General features: G+C 43.1%; 17 protein-coding genes and 1 tRNA gene. 13 read left to right on the top strand and 5 right to left on the bottom strand.

Translation table 11 applies throughout. The features are described from left to right. Nucleotides 1–48: 48 nt before the first annotated feature. Nucleotides 49–3,843, bottom strand: coding sequence for a methionine synthase (gene metH, locus JMW61_RS01630; protein ID WP_201548853.1), 3,795 nt, complete (start codon nucleotides 3,841–3,843; stop codon nucleotides 49–51). Between the two features lie 670 nt (nucleotides 3,844–4,513). Between metH and JMW61_RS01625 the strand changes: the two genes are divergently transcribed. From JMW61_RS01625 to JMW61_RS01615, 3 genes are all read left to right on the top strand, one after another. Beyond that, the gene (locus tag JMW61_RS01625) at nucleotides 4,514–5,074 is read left to right on the top strand and encodes a fasciclin domain-containing protein (protein ID WP_110923895.1); all 561 of its coding nucleotides are present in this window, start codon (nucleotides 4,514–4,516) and stop codon (nucleotides 5,072–5,074) included. 105 nt (nucleotides 5,075–5,179) lie between these two features. Next, the gene (locus JMW61_RS14400) at nucleotides 5,180–5,311 is read left to right on the top strand and encodes a fasciclin domain-containing protein (protein WP_201550314.1); all 132 of its coding nucleotides are present in this window, start codon (nucleotides 5,180–5,182) and stop codon (nucleotides 5,309–5,311) included. Nucleotides 5,312–5,494: 183 nt separating this feature from the next. Further along, nucleotides 5,495–6,118, top strand: a complete 624-nt coding sequence (locus JMW61_RS01615) for a fasciclin domain-containing protein (RefSeq protein WP_110923896.1) — start codon at nucleotides 5,495–5,497, stop codon at nucleotides 6,116–6,118. Nucleotides 6,119–6,652: 534 nt separating this feature from the next. Here JMW61_RS01615 and JMW61_RS01610 read toward each other — a convergent pair. Beyond that, nucleotides 6,653–8,212: an alanine/glycine:cation symporter family protein gene (locus JMW61_RS01610; protein WP_194198006.1), complete on the bottom strand. Its 1,560-nt coding sequence runs from the start codon at nucleotides 8,210–8,212 to the stop codon at nucleotides 6,653–6,655. Nucleotides 8,213–9,305: 1,093 nt separating this feature from the next. Between JMW61_RS01610 and JMW61_RS01605 the strand changes: the two genes are divergently transcribed. The 4 genes from JMW61_RS01605 to JMW61_RS01590 all read left to right on the top strand — a co-directional run bounded on the left by JMW61_RS01605 (nucleotide 9,306) and on the right by JMW61_RS01590 (nucleotide 13,154). Beyond that, complete coding sequence (locus tag JMW61_RS01605; RefSeq protein ID WP_197102369.1) at nucleotides 9,306–9,938, top strand: LemA family protein; 633 nt, start codon at nucleotides 9,306–9,308, stop codon at nucleotides 9,936–9,938. Nucleotides 9,939–10,188: 250 nt separating this feature from the next. After that, complete coding sequence (locus JMW61_RS01600; protein WP_201548843.1) at nucleotides 10,189–11,364, top strand: TPM domain-containing protein; 1,176 nt, start codon at nucleotides 10,189–10,191, stop codon at nucleotides 11,362–11,364. A 74-nt stretch (nucleotides 11,365–11,438) separates the two neighbouring features. Next, a complete protein-coding gene (locus JMW61_RS01595; protein ID WP_201548833.1) occupies nucleotides 11,439–11,963 on the top strand; it encodes a TPM domain-containing protein in 525 nt (174 codons plus the stop codon). A gap of 192 nt (nucleotides 11,964–12,155) precedes the next feature. Then, nucleotides 12,156–13,154 (top strand): adenosine deaminase, encoded by a 999-nt coding sequence (locus JMW61_RS01590; protein ID WP_201548824.1) that lies wholly within the window; start codon nucleotides 12,156–12,158, stop codon nucleotides 13,152–13,154. Between the two features lie 160 nt (nucleotides 13,155–13,314). Here JMW61_RS01590 and JMW61_RS01585 read toward each other — a convergent pair whose 3' ends face one another. Continuing rightward, the gene (locus tag JMW61_RS01585) at nucleotides 13,315–14,115 is read right to left on the bottom strand and encodes an SIR2 family NAD-dependent protein deacylase (RefSeq protein WP_201548822.1); all 801 of its coding nucleotides are present in this window, start codon (nucleotides 14,113–14,115) and stop codon (nucleotides 13,315–13,317) included. 35 nt (nucleotides 14,116–14,150) lie between these two features. Between JMW61_RS01585 and JMW61_RS01580 the strand changes: the two genes are divergently transcribed. Next, the gene (locus JMW61_RS01580) at nucleotides 14,151–14,531 is read left to right on the top strand and encodes a hypothetical protein (protein WP_201548820.1); all 381 of its coding nucleotides are present in this window, start codon (nucleotides 14,151–14,153) and stop codon (nucleotides 14,529–14,531) included. A 135-nt stretch (nucleotides 14,532–14,666) separates the two neighbouring features. On the opposite strand, the gene JMW61_RS01575 is transcribed toward JMW61_RS01580, so the two are convergent. Beyond that, nucleotides 14,667–14,743, bottom strand: a tRNA-Arg gene (locus JMW61_RS01575). A 413-nt stretch (nucleotides 14,744–15,156) separates the two neighbouring features. On the opposite strand from JMW61_RS01575, the gene JMW61_RS01570 reads away from it, so the two are divergent. From JMW61_RS01570 to JMW61_RS01550, 5 genes are all read left to right on the top strand, one after another. Continuing rightward, on the top strand, nucleotides 15,157–15,822 hold the full coding sequence (locus JMW61_RS01570) for a c-type cytochrome (RefSeq protein ID WP_201548818.1): 666 nt from the start codon (nucleotides 15,157–15,159) through the stop codon (nucleotides 15,820–15,822). A 232-nt stretch (nucleotides 15,823–16,054) separates the two neighbouring features. Then, nucleotides 16,055–17,017, top strand: a complete 963-nt coding sequence (locus JMW61_RS01565; RefSeq protein WP_201548816.1) for an ABC transporter ATP-binding protein — start codon at nucleotides 16,055–16,057, stop codon at nucleotides 17,015–17,017. Between the two features lie 29 nt (nucleotides 17,018–17,046). Continuing rightward, nucleotides 17,047–17,820 carry an ABC transporter permease gene (locus JMW61_RS01560; RefSeq protein WP_201550313.1) on the top strand — a complete coding sequence of 258 codons (774 nt, stop codon included), beginning with the start codon at nucleotides 17,047–17,049 and terminating at the stop codon, nucleotides 17,818–17,820. A gap of 255 nt (nucleotides 17,821–18,075) precedes the next feature. Further along, complete coding sequence (queF, locus tag JMW61_RS01555) at nucleotides 18,076–18,960, top strand: NADPH-dependent 7-cyano-7-deazaguanine reductase QueF (protein ID WP_201548814.1); 885 nt, start codon at nucleotides 18,076–18,078, stop codon at nucleotides 18,958–18,960. A 76-nt stretch (nucleotides 18,961–19,036) separates the two neighbouring features. Further along, a complete protein-coding gene (locus JMW61_RS01550) occupies nucleotides 19,037–19,438 on the top strand; it encodes a lysozyme inhibitor LprI family protein (protein WP_201548812.1) in 402 nt (133 codons plus the stop codon). Nucleotides 19,439–19,525: 87 nt separating this feature from the next. Here the strand turns inward: JMW61_RS01550 and JMW61_RS01545 are convergent, their stop codons facing one another. Next, the gene (locus JMW61_RS01545) at nucleotides 19,526–21,244 is read right to left on the bottom strand and encodes a proline--tRNA ligase (protein ID WP_201548810.1); all 1,719 of its coding nucleotides are present in this window, start codon (nucleotides 21,242–21,244) and stop codon (nucleotides 19,526–19,528) included. Nucleotides 21,245–21,613: the final 369 nt, after the last annotated feature.

Raw genomic sequence — 21,613 nt, 5'->3', positions numbered from 1 at the left:
AAGCCAAAGAGTCACTATTAGATTGCTATAATTTAATTAGCCAATCGACTATAAGTTCGGATTTAACCACTTCTCAGCAGTCTTTATATCCCAGCCTTTACGCTCAGCATAACTCTCTAACTGGTCACGGCTGATTTTACCGACGTTGAAGTACTCACTATCCGGATGCGAGTAATAGAATCCGCTTACTGATGACGCAGGCCACATTGCATAGCTTTCAGTCAATGTTGTACCAATCGCCTCTACCGTACCGAGCCAATCAAACAATTTGCCTTTTTCCGTATGCTCAGGACAGGCAGGGTAGCCAGGTGCAGGGCGGATGCCGACGTATTTCTCTTTAATCATCTCATCATTGGTGAGTGACTCAGTCGGTTGATAGCCCCAATATTCTTTACGAATGAGCTCATGTAGATGTTCAGCAAACGCTTCTGCTAAACGGTCAGACAGTGCCTGTACCATGATGGCATTATAGTCGTCGCCTGCCGCTTTATATTGCTCAGCGAGTGCTTCTGTACCGACGATTGAGACGGTAAAGCCGCCCAAGTGATCGGTATGCGTCTCTGATGGGGAGACAAAGTCTGCCAAGCTAAAGTTTGGCTTGCCGCTTGCCTTGTCGCTTTGCTGACGTAAGTGCTCAAACTGATACGTTGGGCTGCCACCATCAGCAGGCGCATTGTCATATACAGTCACGGTATCTGCGCCAGTACGGCGAGCAGGCATGATTTTGAACACGCCTTTGGCCACGAGTGATTTCTCATCGATCATCTTTTGCATCAGCTCATTGGCATTTTCAAATAAATCACGTGCCGCTTCACCCACCACATCGTCTTGCAATATTTTCGGATACTTACCGACCAGTCCCCAAGAGATAAAGAACGGCGTCCAATCGATATATGGCAGTAGGTTGGTGATAGGGTAATCATCCAATATCACTTGGCCTAACTTATTAGGCACTGGTGGCACATAGTTTTCCCAATCGTACTGAAAGCCAATCTTGACCGAGTTCGCATAAGAGATCTTAGCCGCTTTCGGCTGACGCTTGGCTAGACGTTCACGTACTTTGACGTACTCTTCACGTGTCTCATCGATCAGCGCTTGACGATGCTCTTTTGATAGCAGCTTAGTGACCACACCGACCGAGCGTGAAGCATCAGTGACGTAGATGACACCATCGTTTTGATATTGTGGCTCAACCTTGACCGCAGTGTGTGCTTTAGAGGTAGTGGCACCGCCAATCATCAATGGTAGCGTCATGCCGCGCTCTTGCATTTGCTTGGCGACATAGACCATTTCATCGAGGCTTGGGGTAATCAAACCAGACAGGCCGATGATGTCGACTTTTTCTGCAATAGCAGTATCAAGGATTTTTTCACAAGGTACCATCACGCCCAAATCGACAATGTCATAACCATTACAGCCAAGTACCACGCCCACGATGTTTTTGCCGATATCATGTACGTCGCCTTTGACGGTCGCCATCAGGATTTTACCTTTGACTTCGCCTTCGACTTTTTCGGCTTCGATATACGGGTTTAGCCACGCAACAGACTGCTTCATCACGCGGGCAGATTTCACGACTTGCGGTAAGAACATTTTACCGGCACCGAATAAATCACCGACGATATTCATACCGTCCATGAGTGGGCCTTCGATGACTTCTAGCGGTTTGGGATATTTCTCCCACGCTTCTTTGGTATCGGCTTCGATAAAGGTGGTAATACCTTTTACCAGTGCGTGAGCAATACGCGCTTCGACGGTGCCTTCACGCCAGCTCATGTCGACCGTGCTTTCTTTTTTCTTGCCACCGTCTTGATAGTTTTCGGCAGCTGTCATCAAGCGTTCGGTCGCGTCTTGACCTGTTTCGCCTTGATTGCGGTTGAGCATGACATCTTCGATAGCGTCACGAGCTTCTTTTGGAATATCATCGTATAACTCAAGCATGGCTGGGTTGACGATACCCATGGTTAGGCCGTTTGTGATCGCGTGAAATAGGAAGACAGAGTTGATGGCTTCACGGATAGGGTTACCACGGAAACTAAACGACACGTTAGACACACCGCCCGATACCATGGCGTTTGGCAAGTTATCCGTAATCCACTTAGTGGCATTGATGAAATCAGCACCGTAGTTGTTGTGCTCAGTGATACCAGTGGCAACCGCGAAAATGTTTGGATCAAAAATAATATCTTCAGAAGGGAAACCAACTTCGTTAACCAGCACATCATAACTACGCTGACAAATCTGGATTTTACGCTCATAAGTATCAGCTTGACCATCTTCATCAAATGCCATGACGATAACGGCGGCACCATAGCGCATACACAGTTTGGCGCGCTCGACGAATTCAGCATGACCTTCTTTTAGCGAGATAGAGTTGACGACAGATTTACCTTGCGTGCGTTTTAGGCCTTCTTCGATGATGTCCCATTTAGAGGAGTCAATCATGAGTGGTACACGGCTGATGTCTGGCTCGCCCGATACCAAGTTGATGAAGTGAATCATCGCCTGCTTGGAGTCGAGCATGCCTTCATCCATATTGATATCGACGATTTGCGCACCGCCCTCAACCTGATCGCGGGCGACATCGAGTGCTTCGGTATAGGCTTCAGTTTTGATCAAGCGTAAGAACTTTTTAGAGCCAGTCACGTTGGTACGTTCACCCACGTTGACGAACAAGCTGTCTGCTGTGATGGTAAATGGCTCAAGCCCCGATAAGCGGCAGGCAGGGGCGATTTCAGGAATCACGCGCGGCGCATAGTTTTTTACCATATTCGCGATTTGGCGTATATGTTCTGGTGTCGTACCACAACAGCCGCCCACGATGTTTAAGATGCCCGCTTTGGCAAAGCCTTCAAGCAATGCTGTCGTCTCATCAGCCGTTTCGTCATATTCACCAAACTCATTGGGCAGGCCTGCGTTTGGATGCGCTGACACATAAGTATTGGCGATATTAGATAGCGTTTGAATGTGTGGACGCAGCGCATCGGCACCAAGTGCACAGTTGAAGCCAACCGATAATGGTTTGGCGTGGCGAATTGAGTTATAAAATGCTTCAGCGGTTTGTCCTGATAACGTACGACCTGACGCATCAGTAATCGTACCCGAAATCATAATCGGTAATTCAAAACCAATATCATCAAACACGCCAGTAATGGCAAATATCGCTGCTTTGGCATTGAGCGTATCAAAAATAGTTTCGATTAGGATAAGGTCGACACCGCCTTCTATCAAGCACAAGGTTGCTTCACGATAGTTGAGTACCAATTCGTCAAAGGTAATATTACGAAAGGCTGGATCATTGACATCAGGTGATAGCGAGCACGTCCGTGAGGTAGGGCCCACGACACCAGCGACGAAACGAGGCTTGTCAGGTGTTTTGGCAGTGAACGCATCTGCTGCACTGCGGGCAAGTTGAGCGGCTGTCTTATTTAGTTCAGGTACCAAATACTCCATGTCGTAGTCGGCCATAGATAGACGCGTACCGTTGAAGCTATTGGTCTCGATGATATCTGCACCAGCAGTCAAATGATCGTTATGGATATCTATAATCATTTGTGGTTGCGAGAGTACGAGCAAGTCATTATTGCCGCGCACGTCTTGGCCTATATCCGCAAAACGCTCACCGCGATAATCTGCTTCTTCTAATTTATAGGTTTGAATCTGCGTACCCATCGCCCCGTCTAACATCAAAATTCTTGAGGCCATTTGCTCAGTGATACGGGCACGTGCTGTTAGCTGCTGCTCTTTGTACGGAAACACGGCAGGCGGCGTCAGTATAAAGTCATCAGCAGATTGTGATGAGTGCGAGGTGGCATCAGTGTTTGAAGTCATTGTTTGGGTCATAGGAGCGCTGCTTATATCGTCAATATTATAAAAGGAGGGGATAACAAATAGGGTGTAAATGTATATAAAAGGCGTCGAAAAAGTCGCATTATTTTAGCATGAAAATTACACAGCACGAGGGATAGTGCTTATTCCTCTTTGGCAATATCATCCACATATAGTTGATTCAGTTTAAAAGAGATACGAGGCAACCGAGTGTAGAGGTATAGGTGATACTTCAAGAGAGGTTAACGCTGTAAATCTTTTATAGAGGATGGACTATTTTGTCTGTTTGTTCGATACGAATATTAGAGTCTATTGCATAAAACAGGTAGGCACAAATGAATATCTATTCGCTTATTGATTACATAAAGCTTTGCTTTTGTAAATTAAAGTTAGACATTACTCTCAAAAGTCAGACATTACTCTTAAAAGTCAGACAGAGTTTACAGCGCCGCTACAAAAACAGCGCAAAGGTATCTTGATAAACTTTTTTGAGATGTTAATTTGATTTCAGAAGAACTGGTATTTCGTAAGCAATACTTACCAATGAGTGTTCATCGCTTTTATCAGATATGAATATTTATATCGATGTAATGATCGCCTATAAAATACAGGTTAGTTAATGAGATAAGACTATTATCGTCTAAAAATATTCAATTACTACTACTTAATCGTCAAGGATAGAATTATGAAACTTACTAAAATTGCTGCAATCGGTACACTAGCCCTTTCAGTTGCGGGCTTGAGCGCATGTAATAACATGACGCCAAGTGATAGCACAGATGCAGCAACGCAAACGCCTACTAGCAGCCAAGCAATGTCAGACATGAACGTGGTACAAGTCGCACAGAGCAATGCTGACTTCTCATTGCTAGTTGAAGCCGTACAAGCGGCTGGTATTGCAGAGCCACTATCTAATCCTAACGCCAACTTTACGATATTTGCACCAACCAATGAAGCATTTGCACAAGTATTGCAAGAAACAGGCATGACCAAAGCGCAACTGTTTGCCAACAAGCCATTGCTAACCAAAATCTTGGGTTACCATGTGATTAACGGTGCTGCGCCAGTATATGCAGCAGATGTGAAGCCAGGCAATATCGCTATGCTTAGCAAAGATACGCTAATGGTGACAGCCAAAGGTCAGTTGCAAGACGAAAACGGCCGTACAGCTAACATCCTAAAAACTGATATTGCTGCTACCAATGGTGTTGTACACGTAATCGATAAAGTGTTATTACCTAAATAAAGTACGACTATAAAATAGCTTTAGTTAAGATGTGATAACCGTATACCTATATATGATGAAGCTGGTATGAATACCAGCTTTTATCTGTCATAAGATGGCTGTTTTATTACAAGCGTCCATTTTATTAAAAGCATTCGTTTTATTAAAGTCATCCGTATCTTTAATATCATAGTGGGCGATATACAAGTTAATAATGGTGTCGTACACGTGATTGATACAGTGTTGCTACCTAAGTAAGCATTAATTCAAAATTAATCAGTTAGAATCGTAGTTATTGGTATAGCAGATTTGATGTGATCGACTCCAACCAATTGGTATCGCTTGCAATAAATAAGTTGTTAACTGTTATATTCATTAACTGAGAGAACTTATTTGTTCATCAAATAACTTAATTGAACATTCATTGATAAGGAAATACCTATGTTGAAGAAGAACCTACTATCTATCGCTGTTGTTACCGCTGCCATGTCACTCGCTGCTTGTGCTGACAAAGAAGCCACTACTGATCCAGTAGAACCAGAAGCGACTACTGAAGAAGTTGTAGCAGAGCCAATGGCTGAAACTGATGCAATGGGCGAAACCGATCCTATGGCTGAAACTGATGGCATGGAAGATACGATGGCTACACAAACCATCGCTGAAATTGCAGCTGGCAACGAAAACCTAACGATTCTAACCGCTGCACTACAAGCGGCTGGTCTTGATACTATGCTAATGGAAGAAACCAAGCATACAGTATTTGCACCAACTGATGATGCGTTTGCTCCTGTACTAGAAAAGCTAGGCGTGACCAAAGAAGAGCTATTGGCCAATACTGATTTGCTCAAAAAAGTACTTCCTTACCATGTGCTAGCGTCAGAAGTATTGGCTGCTGATATCCCTTATGGTACTGATATCAAAACAGCAAACGGTGCAACTATTTCTATCAGCGAAGACAATGTAATCACTGATGCTACTGGTAACACTGCTAATATCACTGGTACAGATATCATGGCAACGAATGGTGTAGTACACACTATCGATGCAGTATTAATGCCTGAGTAAGTTTTTAATCTATTTGTTTATACTTTATCAATGATATCGAAAAGGCCTAGCTTTTAGCTGGGCTTTTTTGTGCCTAAAAGTTATCTGTCGTTAATTCATCGTAGCACTGCTATAAGTCTACCGCATGAAATTGACAGCTGATTCAGTGCAACTGTGAGTCTAGATAGTTGACTACAAGGGCATAGTTATCGAACTTTTCAGTGAGATCAACGTTAGCACTTTTTGATATCACTATTTTGACCATAGTCTTTACGCATCAGGAATTGCGGTTAGCGTAGTGGAGTGGATGTCTTATGAGTGCGCAGAGGTAAAGATAGAGGCACACCACATCTGTATAAGTACATAAGAGAGTAGGTACGTATCCTATGACTAGCTCTATTGTGTATAGCTACATTGCATCTAACTATATTTTAGCAGTGCTTGTTTTATATTTATTCATTGAGACTGCACAAATAAAAAAGCCCAAGACACTTGTCTTGGGCTTTTTTTTAGAGGCTTAAAGAACCACTACTTTAAGGAACTTCAGTAAACGTATTACTTAGCTTCTTTGTTAAGTGGATTTGCAGCCAATCTTTGTTGCTCTTCTGCATGACGCTCTTCCCAATAAGTCGCATTTTTGATACCAAATTTCTTAGGATCAAACACGAATCGTTTGGCAGTAGTACCGCCACCAGCTTTGAGCTGTGCTTCGTAATCTCTTAAGATATCGATAGCAGGGCGTGCGACAAAGAAGATCACGATGATACCAACGATGTTCAACCAAGCCATCAGGCCAACACCAACGTCGCCAAGTCCCCAGATATATCCAGAGCTGTTTAGTGCGCCATAAGCAACCATAAACATGATGATAAGCTTAACAACGAACTGACCCGCTTTACTAGCGCCTTTGCCCATAGAGCGGGTAAGGTACGAGATGTTGACTTCGGCGATGTAGTAGTACGCCAAGATAGTTGTAAAGGCAAAGAAGAATACAGCGATGGCAATGAACGTATTACCAAAAGTACCGTAAACTGATTCCATCGCCATTTGGGTAAATGCAGGTGCGTTGATTTCAGTAGTCGCTGCTACGTTTTGGACCAAGAACTGGCCATCAGGCAATGTGCCTTGAATGTTGTACATGCCTGTAGACAAAATCATGAAGGCAGTCGCAGAACAAACAAGTAAGGTATCAACATAAACTGAGAATGCTTGTACCAAACCCTGCTGTGCGGGATGGTCAACTGCAGCAGCTGCGGCAGCGTGAGGACCTGTGCCCTGACCAGCTTCGTTTGAGTAAATACCGCGCTTCACACCCCAACCGATAGCAGCACCAAAGCCTGCTTGAGCAGTAAATGCATCACCAACGATTGAACCAAATACGTGAGGGATCATGCTGAAGTTAGAGAACATGATAAGCAGGGCTAAAATAATATAACCAACTGCCATAAATGGTACAGCGTACTCAGTAAAGGTCGCAATACGTTTGATACCACCAAAGATGATGAATCCTAATACCACTAAGATAATACCAAGGGCGATAATACGAGTTGTGCCAGTTTCGATACCCATGAAGTTCATAACTGAACCTTCACCGGCGACCTGAGCCACAGCGTTGATAACGCCGTTCGCCTGTACACCAGGTAAGAAGATACCACAAGAAACGATAGAAGCAATGGCGAATAAAATACCATACCACTTTTGACCAAGCGCACGCTCGAAGTAGTAAGCAGGGCCACCACGGTATTCACCCGTGACAACATCGCGCTCTTTATAAATCTGACCCAAGGTAGATTCAACATAAGCGGTTGAAGCACCTAAGAAGGCAACAACCCACATCCAGAATACAGCACCTGGACCACCAAAACCAATGGCAGCAGCAACACCAGCGATGTTACCCATACCTACACGACCGGCTAGAGAAACGGCTAATGCCTGAAATGATGAGATACCATCATTATCAGGTTTGCCCTTAAACAGCAATCTAATCATTTCACCGAATAGGCGTACTTGTACAAAACGCGTTAAGATGGAATAAAATAGACCCGCACCTAAGCACAGATAGATCAGCGCAGGGCTCCAGATAATTCCGTTTACTAAGTTAACTAAACCTTCCATATTTATATTCCTAGTACTGTCTCAAAGTGGCTCTGTATGCTAGGAGTAAGCTAACTGGTTAACTTACTTATTTAAGTTAAGCAGTTAAATTAGCTACATCGACTCATGCATATTACTTGAGTCTCATACGTGCTTGGCCACTAAGAATGGACTGTAGTTTTCTGTGTTTATCCGCGTATATTAATAGCAATATTGACCGTTTATATAGTGCTTGCTATTGACAATATTAATATCAGCGGATAAGACAGGCAGTTATATAATTAAATACTTATCGTAGTGACAGTATTCAATTTGCTATGAGCCGTTCCGATTGACTACACTATTGGCATGGCTGATTAAGTTTAGCGAGTAACTATCTATCACTACTTACTATAATTATCTAGCTAGTAGTTAACTGATATTTAAATAGAAACCAGAAATTCGCTAATACTAATCATACTATAAGTCCACTACCAAATGTATTCAAACCGTACGGCTACGTAACTGCAATTTGCCATATTTTTGTACCAATTACTAGAATTTTCTTTTTATATAACTATATATATGTATATTTGACGAGTTGAGTACAGTCACAAATAAGCATAAAACATCATATGTTTCGTCATTCTGTAAATCTCAAATTTTGGTACACCGACATACTGACGAACTGTAAATAAATAGCCTCTGTGATTGGCTATAAAACCCACAGGAAAGCAAAGCATAAACTCGTAGAAATGTTAGGTTTTCGGTGGGGCTTGCGGGGTGCTTGAGGGATGATATCGTTCGATAATCAGTAAGAGAAGCAAACGAGCGAAAACATATGGCGGTTGTGTTTTGGTAATCATGAATTGTAAAAGTACCGTGATGGCATCATCATTGTTAGCATACTTTGCAAATGACGATATGACACTTTATAAATAGAGGTACATAAGTAGGGGTATGATGAGGACTCCGCTAGCAATGCCTTTATCAGTCTTTGTAAGGTTATATAAGTAATATAGAGCTGTGTAAGCATTCAAAGTCAGTATCTAAAAATTATGAATAAGTACTCAAAAATTATTAAAAAACGTGTTACTAAGTATTTTGTTATTTACCATTATTAGGAGAAACAACGATGAAGCGTCAATCAATTGTAAAACCCATTATGTTGGCAGCCGTATTAGCGACTTCTACCGTTGGTCTAAGCGGCTGTGGCTATAACAACCTGCAGGCACAAGATGAGCAAGTGACAGCATCGTGGTCAGAAGTGGTCAACCAATACCAGCGCCGTGCTGATTTGGTGCCAAACTTAGTCAAAGTAGTACAGCAGTATGCTGAGCAAGAGCAAGAAGTATTCACTCAGGTGGCAGAAGCTCGCTCACGTGCTGGTGGTATCACGGTAACGGCAGAAGTGCTCAATGACCCAGAAGCGATGGAGCGTTATGCTGCTGCGCAAGAACAGATGACTGGTGCGCTATCACGTCTAATGGCCGTGTCTGAGCGATATCCTGAGCTAAAATCAGATGCGCTGTTCCAAGATTTGCAAGCTCAGCTAGAAGGCACTGAAAACCGTATTACGGTCGCGCGTAACCGTTATATTCAAGAAGTACAATCGTATAATACGACGGTGCGCCAGTTCCCAACCAATATTACTGCCAAAGTATTTGGTATGGATACCAAGCCAAACTTTAGCGTAGCGAATGAAGAAGCTATCTCAACGGCGCCGACTGTTGATTTTGGTGATGACGATGCAGCGAGTGCTCAATAAAGCGCACTGAATGAAGCTATCGATAGGAGTCGTGTTAGCGTCTCTATTCGTTTAGAGTAGTCGGCCAGATTTATTTTAAAGGTATTGATAAGTATGAATACCTATCAATTTATAGTTAGCTAAAGGTAGTTTGGATATAGAGCAGGCGAGTAACAGTACTACAGATGGTAGACTGAGTGCGCCTGATGCCATATCCAATTTATATGGAATTGACTATAGTACAGATGTCATTTGAGGTGGTATAGATTAGATGAATCATTCAAAAGCAATCTTATCAGTATTACTGCTCACACTCAGCGTCAGTGGTGCGCCTATGCTACACGCTGCGCCTAACGATACAGTTGCCGCGACCAATAGCACGTCGAGCTTGCAAAACCGTAGTGTCGAAGATTTGGTGGCACTTGCTAAAGCAGGTGAGTCCAATGAAGCCATCAACGATGCCGTGTTGGGTAATGACGCTATCAATGATGCGGTCCTTGGAAACGAGGCGATTAATCCTAATGCGGCTAACGGTGAAGCGATATCAAACTCGCAGCCAACTGCTCAAACACCAATACAGTCAAATGCAGAGAGTGTCGATGCTGATAAGCTGATACTGAACTCGCCCGTGGTTGACCAAGCCAATATCTTAAACCCGCAAGAAAAACAGCGGTTAGAAGCACAGCTTAGAAGTATTTATCAGCAAGGTTTTGCCCAAGCCGCAGTGGTGATCGTTCCTACAACGAATGGTGTGCCCATATTTGACTATGCATTAGAAGTAGCTGAAAAGTGGCAGCTAGGTAATGAAGATATCGATGATGGCTTACTAATGGTGGTCGCTGTTAATGACCGTGATATGTATATTTTGACAGGTTACGGATTAGAAGGTGTGTTGCCAGACGCTGCGGTCAGCCGAATTATTCGTGAAGATATTACACCGTTGTTTAAGCAAAACGATTATGGTGCTGGGATACTGGCAGGTGTCGGGGCATTAAAGGCGCGCTTGACTGCTGATCCTGAGGTCTTGGCTCGTGCTGATGCTCAAGCAGCTGAACGTAGTACCCAACAGGGATCTGACGAAGTGCCGTCGCCTATTTTCTTATTTATCATGGCGATGATATTTGGTAGCTTTATTACCAATATTTTTGGTCGTGTGTTTGGCTCTATCCTGACGACAGGTGGCTTCTTTACTGGCTCACTCGCATTGGGTGGTGGCTTTTTCATGACCGTGATTATGGCGATATTTTTGTGGCTGTTTTTGATTTCACGTGGCGGCGGTGGCGGTAAAGGTGGCTCTGGTGGTGGTCGTAAACGCGGTGGCATGATATTCCTACCTGGCATGGGCGGTGGTAGTAGCGGCGGCTTTAGTGGCGGTGGTTTCGGTGGCGGCGGCTTTGGCGGTGGCGGTGGTGGATTTGGCGGCGGTGGTGCTGGCGGATCATGGTAGACGCTGGCTAGAACTCTTGATAAGAACAGATACTAACTCCCCATTAGCAATGACGTACTTGAGGAAATAATATAATGGCAGAAAACAACACTTCAAATCCCAGTTTTGCTCGCTGGTGGCGTCAAGTTTTGTTTGTCCCTCTCTTGCATAGTAAGTGGCTGACAGAAGAGGCCAAAGCTCGTCTCACAGAAAAGGTAACACAGGCAGAGCGTGGGCATCGCGGTGAGGTGTTTTTGATTGTAGAAAACCATCTGCCTATCCAAGATGCTTATCATGTTGGCTGCCGCGCACGTGCGATTGATTTGTTTAGTGAATATCGCGTTTGGGATACTGAAGAAAATACAGGTGTCTTAATCTATGTCAATATTTGCGAGCATCAGCTAGAGATCGTGGCGGATCGTGGTATCAGTGCTCATGTCAGCCCAACTGTCTGGCGCGCGATGTGCGACAAAGCCGTATCAGGCATTGCCAATCAAAAAACAGAAGAAAGTCTGGCTGAATTATTGGATGAAGTGGGACAAGTAATGCGCCAGTACTATCATCTTGAGCATGATCCAGCGGGTAATGAGTTGTCTGATACTGTGGTGTTTTTAAAATGATGTTTGTCCTCGTATCTGATAGCCGTTGTTTTAGATTTTAGCGCTTCTCTATGGTTTCAGCCTCAATTGAAATATAATAGCGTTTCTAGAAAGAGAGCGATTGAGATATAACTTAAGCATATATACAAACACCGCATTTATAAAAGCCTTTCTCGATAACACCCTAATATGAAAAGTCACTACTGGAACACTATGATTGATTTAATACAGAAACTACCAAAAGCTGAATTACACTTACATATCGAGGGCTCATTAGAGCCTGAGCTGATGTTTAGATTGGCAAAAAAAAACCAGATAGAGATTCCGTATAAAGATATAGAAGACGTGCGTAACGCCTATAACTTCACCAATCTGCAAACGTTTTTAGATATCTACTATGCAGGCGCAAACGTACTAATTACCAAAGATGACTTCTATGATTTAACATGGGAATACATTCTGAAGTGTGTTGAAGACAATGTCATTCACACAGAAATATTTTTTGATCCACAAACTCATACCGAAAGAGGCGTGCCTTTTGAAGCGGTAATTACGGGTATCAAAGAAGCACTCGCGGATGCCAAGGAAAAATACGGCATCACTTCTTGCATTATCATGTGCTTTTTAAGACATTTATCACAAGAAGAAGCTTTTAAAACGCTAGAAGAAGCAATGGCATTTAAAGATGACATTATCGGTGTCGGTCTTGATTCTTCAGAATTGGGCAACCCTCCTTCAAAGTTCAAAGATGTCTTTAAAACGGCAGAAGAAGCAGGCTTTAAATTGGTCGCACACGCTGGCGAAGAGGCTGATTTTTCTTATATCTACGAAGCATTGGATTTATTGAACATTAATAGAATAGATCATGGTGTGCAGTCTATAAAAAGCCCAGAGCTCATGCAAAGGCTTAAAGATGAGCAAATGCCACTGACCGTTTGCCCAAACTCTAATATCGAACTCAAAGTCTTCGGGAACTACACAGAGCACAATATAAAAGAGCTGCTAGATTATGGTCTGAACATCAGTGTCAATTCTGATGATCCAGCGTATTTCAAAGGCTATATCAATCAGAACTTTATAAATATCTGTGAAAACTTACCGTTAACAGAAGACGATATCGTTACTCTAGTAAAGAATTCGTTTAGATCGTCGTTTATAGATGATGAATTAAAAGCCGCATATCTAGCGAAAGTGGATTTGGCACTACAGTAAATTCAATATGACTAGGTTTTGGTATCCAAGGCTTAACGGTTTATATAAATCGTTAAGCCTTTTTTATTGTGATATTAGAGCGCCATCAACGAAACAATCAAGAGAGATAATACTGAGTGGCACTTTATATTGGATGTCAGTATCAGTCATATTGTTACGGCTATAGCGCAGTAATCTCTTGTATTAATAGTGGCAGAATGATGCCAGCTTTTTCTGCTAACGTTATATCAACGAGTGTATTCGGTGTCGGGTCTGGGTTTATCTCGATAATTTTGGCGCCATTTTGTTTGGCTAACTGCGCCAATCCAGCAGCAGGATAGACGAGGCTTGAGGTGCCAATACTAATAAATACCTCGCAGTTAGCCGCAGCATTTTCAGCTGTTTGCCACTCATCTACAGGCAACGCTTCACCAAACCACACGATGTCTGGTCTGATATATCCATCGCAATGCTCACAGGTCATCAGCGTTTCATCAAAGCTAAGCACATTTTCGCCGCTATATGAGTTTCTTGCTTGATTTGGGTAGGGCGTCTCGCATTGACTACAACGATTGCACCACAGATTGCCATGTAAATGGGTCACGGTACTCCCAGCTTGCTCGTGCAAGTCATCGACGTTTTGGGTGATGAGTGTCACCTGCTGATTGGAAGACTGGGCATGATACTGCCACTGTGCTAAGGCATCGTGTGCAGGGTTAGGTCTTTTATCGGCGACCACTTGCCGACGCCATTGATACCATGACCATACCAGCTTTGGATCGCGGATGAACGCATCTGGCGTGGCCAAATCTTCTACGCCATAGTTTTCCCATAGACCTGTTTGTTTGTCTCGAAACGTTGGGATGCCGCTTTCTGCAGAAATGCCTGCCCCTGTCAAAATGCAAATATGCTGTTTTGATTTTAATAACTTGGTGGCAAGTGCTACTTCTGCTATTAACGCTGGTGATAATTCTGCTAACATGAGCCAACCCTTGCTAATGATGGATGTTTTTTCTTATGATAGATGGAATTTGGTGGCTTGTCATACTGTTTGCCGTTATCGTAGTCTTATGGATGTTGGCAAAGGCGCGTGGTGCTAAACCGGGCGAAAAACATAGCCACAAACACAGCCACAAAATGAGTGCAAAGGCGAATAAACCTATTAATGATAGCCTACAAAAAACCTCAGCATTATTGAAGCAGTATTTCCCTGATTATCGAGTAAACCGTAAAGCGAATCATTTATTGCTCAGTAAGCAAGACAAAAAAATCGCGATGATTACCATTGATAAAAAAATAGACGTTGGTCAACGTCGTTTGGGAGATGTCCCTGTGATTAATTACCACCGTGTGCCTAGTCGGGCTCAGCTGACTGCTGATTTGCAAGATGCAGAGTGATTTTTGCTATAGGTGAGATATTCAGAAGTATATAAGCACAGAAAAGCAGCAACCATATTGATGTGTGTTTTTGATAGGTATGGGCATTTTAGGGTAGTATTAAGGAAGGGTGGAGTAAGGCTAGAACATAATGATTGGTGCGCTCGGCGGGAATCGAACCCACGACCCTCGGCTTCGGAGACCGATACTCTATCCAACTGAGCTACGAGCGCATAATATGCTGAACCAACGACTCTATTCACGGACACTCAATGGATAAATACTGCGCTAACCAACACAACATATCAATCAATAGTATGAATAATCAGTCGTATTACTAAGTATCGAATAAGTGTCGAAAAATAAAGACCGCTTAGTCTAACAAATAAAAACCATAAAGCCAATAAATGACGGTAGCGATTGATGTTTTTTAAGAAAAAACAAGATAGTCATTAAACAGGCATGGCAATTTACCTGTCTTTTCCCTTATAATGTCATGGAGAATTCATATTTATAATCACCGATTACAAGTGTGCTGGCACGCGGGATGGCTGTTTGCTATTGATGACCAAAGGTTATCAAAGGAGGATAGACAGAATGTCTGAGCTGTGCAGGCCTTTGTATACGTAATAAGAGAACGTGACGAATGAGAAAAGTAGTTATGTTATCGGCAGCTGCCATTCTAGGAATCGCTAGTATCGCGGTGAGCCAAGCTGAAAGTGTTGTAGAAACTCCTGCAACTGTCTCTGCTGTAGCAGACACACAGGAAGTCGTAGAAAACGCGCCTGAGCAGTCAGGCGATGATGCCCAAGCCGCTACAGATACAACAGATGGCGCAGCTCCTGCTGATGAAGCCGCACCTGTAGATGGTGAAGCTGCTGAAGAAACAGCCGCTGCAGCACCTGCTGCTGTTGAAGAGCCGATTCCACAAGATACGCCACAAGTGCAAAAACTGATTGCGCTATATCCTAACCTGATTGCTCGTATTCACCCTGTTGCTACCGTCTGCTTCGAAGATGATGAAGTGTGTGATGTGACGGCACGTGTTGCTGGCCCAGCACCTGGTGATGGACCTCGCGATGGTAAAGCGGTATACAATGCCGTATGTCATACTTGTCATGCAGCGGGCTTGCTAGGCTCTCCTGTCTTTGCTGATGCCGGCGCTTGGGGACCACGCATAGCAAAAGGTACAGATACGCTATATACCCATGCTATCAATGGTTTCAACGCAATGCCTGCCAAAGGTGGCGCGGATATCCCTGATGAAGAAGTTCAAAATGCCGTAGATTATATGGTTGAAGCAGCAAGCTAATCTGTCCCAAGTGTTTTGCCAAGCTTTTACGATAGATATCTATAAAGCGCCTATCTCATTCAATGGGATAGGCGCTTTTTTCATCATCAATATTATCAATATAAGACTTCAGCTGCATTGTAGTTGAAATTCGTCAGCAGCAGCCTCATTTTATGACTTTACAGCATATCTTCTAGCTATTTGTCGTCTCAAAATATTTTTACATACATTTATAACAAACAAAGAGGTCTTCATGTCAGAAGTACCAGCACTTACGATAAAAAACTTGTCCAAAACTTATGATAATGGGTTTTCGGCTCTAAAAGGAGTCGATTTAACTGTGCCACAGGGTGGATTCTTTGCATTATTGGGTCCCAATGGTGCAGGTAAATCAACCATGATTGGTATCATTAGTTCGCTGTTTAAGCCGACCACAGGCAGCGTGCATATTTTCGGTACTGACTTGTTGGAAAACCCTTCTGTCGCAAAGCAGTATCTTGGTATCGTACCACAAGAGTTTAATTTTAATATGTTCGAAAAAGTCGAAGATATTTTGATTACCCAAGCAGGTTACTTCGGTATTCCTGCCAAAGAAGCTAAGCCACGAGCGAAACGACTACTAACAGCGCTTGGTCTATGGGATAAGCGTGATAGTAAATCGCGTGAGCTATCAGGTGGTATGAAACGCCGTTTGATGATTGCACGCGCATTGATTCATAAGCCAAAACTATTGATTTTGGATGAGCCAACGGCTGGGGTCGATATTGAGCTACGTCGCTCTATGTGGGAGTTCATGCAGCAGATTAATATCGAAGAAAAGACCACTATTATTCTGACGACTCACTATCTCGAAGAAGCCGAGCAACTGTGCAAGCGCATTGCTATCTTAGATCATGGTGAAATTCGTATCAATACAGAAATGAAAGATTTGTTGGCGCAGCTCTCGGTGGAAACATTCGTCTTTGATTTGGAAGTGCCGGTTACTAGTCAATTGGTGTTGACAGGTGTGACAGGAATAACCCAGCCGGATGATCAGACACTTGAAGTGACCTTGACGGAAGGTGAGTCGATGAATAATGTCTTTGCCCAGTTGTCAGAGCAAGGCATCACTGTGGGAAGCATGCGTAACAAAGCCAATCGATTAGAAGAGCTATTTATGCGCTTGGTAGAAAAAAATATTCAAAGTGCAGACAGCATGAAGGAGGCGGGATTGTGAGTCAAGAAATGATAGATCCTAATAAAACCATGTCATTGAGCAAAAAATGGATTGCTTTTCGCACTATATTATTGAAAGAAGTTCGCCGGATTTTGCGTATTTGGCCACAGACATTGCTACCACCAGTCATTACCATGAGTCTTTACTTTGTCATCTTTGGAAAAATGATTGGCTCGCGTGTGGGTGAGATGGGCGGTGTGCCGTACATGCAGTTTATCGTACCTGGCCTGATTATGATGTCGATCATTACCAACAGTTATTCAAACGTCGTCTCGAGCTTCTTTAGTGCCAAATTCACCTCTAGTATTGAAGAGCTGTTGGTCTCCCCTGTATCTAAACATGCGATTCTGATGGGGTATATCAGCGGTGGTATCTTCCGTGGACTGGCCATTGGGGTTATTGTCTCAATCGTTGCGCTATTCTTTACTGACCTCGGTATTGAGCATGTATTCGTGACCATATTTACGGTGCTTGGCACCTCTATCTTGTTTTCGCTTGGTGGCTTTATCAATGCCGTGTTTGCTCGCTCATTTGATGATATCTCTATCATTCCAAGCTTTGTATTGACGCCGCTTACCTATCTTGGTGGTGTGTTTTATTCGATGGAAAACTTGTCACCATTTTGGCAAAATATCTCATTATTGAACCCTATTGTTTATATGGTCAACTCATTCCGTTACGGTATCCTTGGTTATTCTGATGTGAATGTCTGGTACTCGATGGCTGCTATTTTTGTATTCTGTGCAATATTCTATACTATCGCCTATCGCTTACTCAGTAATGGCTCACGTGTACGTTTATAGTCAAAATTGTTATAAATAAACAAACCGTTTTACTATCAAAGCCTGACATTGTTGGGCTTTTTTATGGCAAAAGTTTAGCGATATGTTTGGGTAATAATGCTTAGATAGTAATTTGGGCATTGGCATATTGCTATAGTCAGAGGTTAGTTTTTTAGTGAGCAGATTATTAGCTAAATTGGTCATCAGCTGACCAGTTATTACTGTAAAATAACCTCTTTATGATTTGAACATATTCTATAGCTTAGAAGGTAATTTATGAGTATCCACGGTATTTTAGGTGAGCAAACCACGGACTATCCAACTGAGTATAGCCCAGAGACGCTATATCCTATCGCCCGCAGTATGGGGCGTGATGCAATTGGCTGGCAAGATGATAAATTAACGGTTGGCGTTGATTGGTGGCAGGCATTTGAGATGTCGTGGTTGAATACGCAAGGTATTTCGCAAGTGGCTATCGCCCGTTTTGCGATTCCTGCTAGCTCACCGTTTATCGTTGAGTCAAAATCACTTAAGCTGTATTTAAACAGTATCAATTTTACCGAATTTGCCAGTTGGGCAGAGGTGCAGACGCTGATTGCTAAAGATTTATCAGCTTGTGTGCAAGCAGATGTCATTGTTGAGTTATTTGGCTTAGATGACGAGCAAGGCAATGAGCAGTCGGGATTATTAATTGCACAGCCTGAAGGCGTTTGTATTGATGATGCCTTGGCAAACAGCAGTGAAAAAGTAGCGCTGTGTGAGCATCCTGATGCATCACTGCTGCGTGATAATGAAGCAGAGACGAGTGGCGAGAGTGTGATAAGTGACAGCACTCAGCCTTATACTTTTTATTCTAATTTGCTGCGTAGTAACTGTCCGGTGACCAATCAGCCAGACTGGGGAACGTTGGCAGTATCGATTACGACGGATAAGCCTATTAATACAGCTAATATATTGCGCTATATCTTGAGTTTCCGTCAGCACAATGGCTTTCATGAGCAATGTGTCGAGCAGATATTTGCTGATTTGAGTCGATACTATGAGCCAAGTGCCTTGATGGTTCGCGCATGGTACACCCGCCGAGGTGGTATCGATATCAATCCTTGCCGTGTCAGTGATATAAATCTACTACCACAGCCAAGCCGTTTAATTCGACAGTAAATAAATATCGATGTTATGAGTCACGGTTACACCCTATAATAAATCAACTTTATTCATCTAAGGTAAGGATACCAGTATGAAATTTACAACTTATGCTATAACGGTAGTGGGTGTAGCTGTGCTATCTCTGTCTACGATGTTATCAGCACAAGCGGCATCCGCCGAAAGTGAGTACACTTGTGAAGATGCCTATATGGAAGTGGCTTATGACTGTGGTAAAGATGCGGTCCAAGTTGAAAAAAATAGGCTTAACAAAATATACATGACTGCGTATCGTACCTTATCACCTACCCAAAAGCAGCAGCTTGATAAAGAACAGATAGTATGGCTAAAAGCTCGCAGCGAGCAGTGTGACTTTGAGCATGATGGCCCCATGAATAATACCGTGGTATATGCCATGATTAATTCTGATGTTTGCACCGCTAACGAGACACAGAAACGTAGCAAGGTGATTGCTAAAAGATATAATATTAAGTAGTTTTTTTAGCTAAATCACACGCGAAAAAAGCGCCTATCTCATTGAATGAAATAGGCGCTTTTTATGGCACAGTTTTTAAGATTAAAATTATTTACCGCTTACTTTTGCCATGACTTCTTCACGGCTTAGCATTTGCTTTTCTGTTTCACGGCGATTGACGTATTCGTACTTGCCTTCAGCCAAGTTACGATCTGAAACCACGATACGATGTGGAATACCAATCAATTCTAGATCAGCAAACTTAACGCCTGGACGCTCGTTACGATCATCTAGCAACACGTTAATGCCTTGCGCTTTGAGTTCTTCATACAACGCTGTAGCGGTCTGCATGACGGTCTCTTCTTTTGACTTCATCGGTATGATAGCGACTTCAAAAGGAGCGATTGAATCATTAACTGTTGGCGTGGTTGGCCACATGATACCGTTTTCATCGTTGTTCTGCTCGATAGCAGCAGCGATGATACGGCTCACACCAATACCATAGCAACCCATCATTAGCGTGACGGGTTTGCCATCTTCACCAGAAACGCGGCAATTCATGGCTTGTGAGTATTTATCACCCAATTGGAAAATGTGACCGACTTCGATACCACGTTTGATTTTTAGCGTACCTTTACCATCAGGAGATGGATCGCCTTCTTGCACATTGCGAACATCAACGATGCGTGTGATACGTGTATCACGAGCCCAGTTCATACCAATCGTGTGTTTATTGACTTCATTGGCACCGCAGACAAAGTCTGACAACGTAGCCGCAGAACGATCGACAAAGACAGGCATGTCTAGGTCAACACCGATATAGCCTTTGTGCAAACCAGCTGCTTTTAGCTCTTCATCAGAAGCTAATGTCAGTGGCACATTGGCCTCTTCAATTTTTTCAGCTTTGATAGTATTGAGCTGATGATCACCGCGCAACACGACAGCAATCAGTTGTGGCTCATCATCTTCGGTATGACCGTGGACGATTAACGTCTTGACCGTATTCTCTAACGGCACATCTAGATGTTCAGCTACCATTTTACAGCTAGTCATATCTTCTGTTAAGACGTCTTCGCGCTCCATTTTTGGCGGTTGACGCTCAGCAGTGCTTACCGATTCAGCCAGCTCAACGTTAGCCGCATAATCAGAAGAGTCTGAGAACGCGATATCGTCCTCACCACTGTCTGCCAATACATGGAACTCATGAGAAGCAAAACCACCGATAGAACCTGTATCCGCTTGTACTGCACGGAAATCTAAACCCAAACGGGTAAAGATGCGTGTATAAGCGTCATACATATCATGATACGTTTTGGCCAATGAGGCTTGGTCAACGTGGAATGAATACGCATCTTTCATCGTAAATTCGCGCGCGCGCATCACACCAAAGCGTGGACGAATCTCGTCACGGAATTTGTTTTGAATTTGGAAGAAAGTAATCGGTAGTTGTTTATAACTACGTAGCTCACCTTGGGCAAGATTGGTAATGACTTCTTCATGCGTTGGACCAAGCACAAAATCACGATCATGACGGTCTTTGAAGCGTAATAGCTCAGGACCATAATCGTCAAAACGTCCGGTCGTTTGCCAAAGTTCAGCAGGCTGAGTCATCGGCATGAGCACTTCTTGTGCACCGACATTCTGCATCTCTTCACGAACAATGCGCTCGACTTTTTGCAAGATGCGTAGCCCCATGGGCAGCCAAATATATAACCCAGAAGCAATCTTTCGGATAAGACCAGCACGCACCATCAATTGGCTTGAGGCGATGTCGGCATCACTTGGGGTTTCTTTTAGTGTGGCAAATAAAAATTGACTGGCTTTCATAAATAAAGCGTAACCTTATCAACGATAAAAAATAAGAAGAAATAGTAGGATGTTGAGCGTATGGCTAATCGTTTCATGGCCGCCGCAAGCTTACCTTTATTACTTAGCAATAATCTAGGGTATTTCCTAGTGACTAACATTTAGCAACTAACACGTATCTAGCGACTAAAATGCTGATACAAAGCCTTTTAGCAAAACCGCTCTAATAATATAAAAGAGGGGGAAATCTTAATTGATGTATCAATATATCGGGGTACGAAATAGATAATTTTCAGGCTGTAAAGCCTGATAAATATATTTATGTCGATATTTTATCAATACAATCTGCCTATGTTAGGTAAAGTTTGCCTAAGACGCAATGACTTTTTG

It is taken from the genome of Psychrobacter fjordensis (assembly GCF_904845995.1).
Lineage (GTDB): Bacteria > Pseudomonadota > Gammaproteobacteria > Pseudomonadales > Moraxellaceae > Psychrobacter > Psychrobacter fjordensis.
This window is presented reverse-complemented; position numbering and strand designations above follow the sequence as displayed.